Genomic DNA, 1924 nt, shown 5'->3' with positions numbered 1-1924 from the left:
GGCGAGGGTGCGCGGCTCCTCGGCCGGGGTGGTGACGCCGTTGATGCGGCGGGCCTCGCCGATGGTGAAGTCCAGGATGGTCAGCGAGCGCGCCACCTCGCCCCGGCCCTCGGACAGGCGCTTGCCCTGCTCCCTGGTGATCGCCTCGGCGAACAGCTCGGAGCGCTCGGTGATCAGGGCCGCCGCGGCCTTGAGCAGCTTGGCGCGTTCGATCGGCCCGACCGCGTCCCAGTCCCGCTGGGCGGCGGCCGCCGCGGTGACGGCGGCGGTGGCGTCACCGGCTCCGGACTCCGTGAACTCGCCGATCACGTCGGAGGTGTCCGCCGGATTCAGGTTCGGTCGCACCTGCCCCGTGATCGAGGGCGACCAGCGGCCGGCGATGTGGTTGAGCAGGTGCTCGGGGTGCGGATTCGACATGGCGGACTCCGTGGCAGGAAGAGGGAGCAGGGAGGTGGCCCGTGCGGTCGGACGGGCGGCCGTGCGGTTGGACGCCGGGCCGACGGCCCTGATGAGGGGCCAGGGGCGTCGACCCGGCAGCGAGGGGGGTGGTCAGCCCATGTGGACGGCGATCCGGGGGGCTGCCCCGGTGCGGGCCACGGCGACGGCCGCGTCGATGTCCGTGAGGGGGAAGGAGTCGGGGACGAGCCGGGCGAACCGGTCCTGCACCGGGGTGCGGACGAGGAAGTCGACCGCCTCGGTGAGGTCCTCGACCGTGTAGTTGTGGCTGCCGACCACGCGGGTGAGGTTGCGGACGAAGGTGTTGGGTTCGAAGGCCACCTGCGGACCGGGGGAGACGGAGCCGACGAGGGCCACGCGCCCGTCCAGCCCGACCAGGTCCAGGGCCGACTGGACGGCCCTGTGGTGGCCGGACAGTTCGAGGACGACGTCCGCGCCGAACTCCTTGACCGCCGTCTCCAGCGCGCCCGGGGAGCAGGCGACATCGGCCCCGAACTCCAGCGCCAGGTGCCGCCGGCCCGCGTCGACGTCGCAGGCGATGACGTTCCGGGCGCCGCGGTCGAGGGCGTAGGCGACGGCGGTGAGGCCGAGCATGCCGCAACCGATCACGACCACGTTGTCGCCGGCCGCGAGTTCGGTGCGCCGGGCCGCGCACACGACGGTGGCGGTGGCGCAGTTCGCGGGTGCGGCGACCTCGGCGGGCAGCTCCTCGGGGACGGCGACCAGGCCGGTGCCCGCGACCAGGTGGCAGTGGGTGGCGAGACCGCCGTTGTACCGCCAGTGGTCGGTGATGGCCTCGTGGCCGTACTTGCGGACGCTCTCGCACTTCTGCGGGACGCCGCGGGTGCAGCGCCGACAGGTGCCGCAGGAGGTGCCGATCGTCCAGGTGACCCGCTGGCCGGGGACGACGGGCCGGCCGTCGGCGAGGACGGGGGAGCCGCCGACGGCCTCGACGACGCCGACGGCCTCGTGCCCCAGGACGGTCGGCAGCGGGGTGGGCCGGTGGCCGGCGATGGTGTGCAGGTCGCTGCCGCACACGGTGGCCAGTTCGATGCGGACCAGGACCTCGCCGGGCAGGAGCCGGGGGAGGGGCTGCTGTTCCACGCTGAACCCCTTCTCGGGCCCGGACCAGACGGCCGCGGTCGGCGGGAGTGGCGTGCGGGGTACGGAGTTCACGGTGCTGGGGTGCGTCATGTCCGGTTCCGCCTAGCGTCGGATCGTGAGGGCGACGAGCGCGCTGCACCCGCAGCACCCGGCCACGAAGAGGAAGATGAGGCTGGTGTTGCCGGTGCTGTCCATCAGGCCGCCGATGAAGGGCTCGGCGGTCCCGGCGAAGAGGTAGGCGAAGCAGTTGACGGCGCCGGTGGCGGTGCCGGCCATCCGCTTGCCGGCGATGTCGGGGCAGAGCGCCCAGAACGAGGACTGCGGGCCGTAGACGAAGAAGCCGGTGAGGAAGAGGACCACGATG

At 73.5% G+C, this 1924-nt stretch carries 2 protein-coding genes and 1 pseudogene; all 3 read right to left on the bottom strand.

Annotated elements, in window-relative coordinates; all coding sequences use genetic code 11:
* Positions 1-417 (bottom strand): aldehyde dehydrogenase family protein (locus PUR61_RS03000; RefSeq protein WP_329875308.1); only part of this gene is annotated, 417 nt, incomplete at its 3' end.
* A gap of 132 nt (positions 418-549) precedes the next feature.
* Positions 550-1560, bottom strand: coding sequence for a zinc-binding dehydrogenase (locus PUR61_RS02995; protein WP_329875306.1), 1011 nt, complete (start codon positions 1558-1560; stop codon positions 550-552).
* A gap of 102 nt (positions 1561-1662) precedes the next feature.
* Positions 1663-1924 (bottom strand): annotated as a pseudogene (locus PUR61_RS02990) (hypothetical protein); the annotation flags it as partial.

The organism is Streptomyces sp. BE20 (genome assembly GCF_036322525.1).
In the GTDB taxonomy this organism is placed as follows: Bacteria; Actinomycetota; Actinomycetes; order Streptomycetales; family Streptomycetaceae; genus Kitasatospora.
The sequence above is the reverse complement of the archived record's forward strand: the minus strand, read 5'-3'. Positions and strand labels throughout refer to the sequence as shown.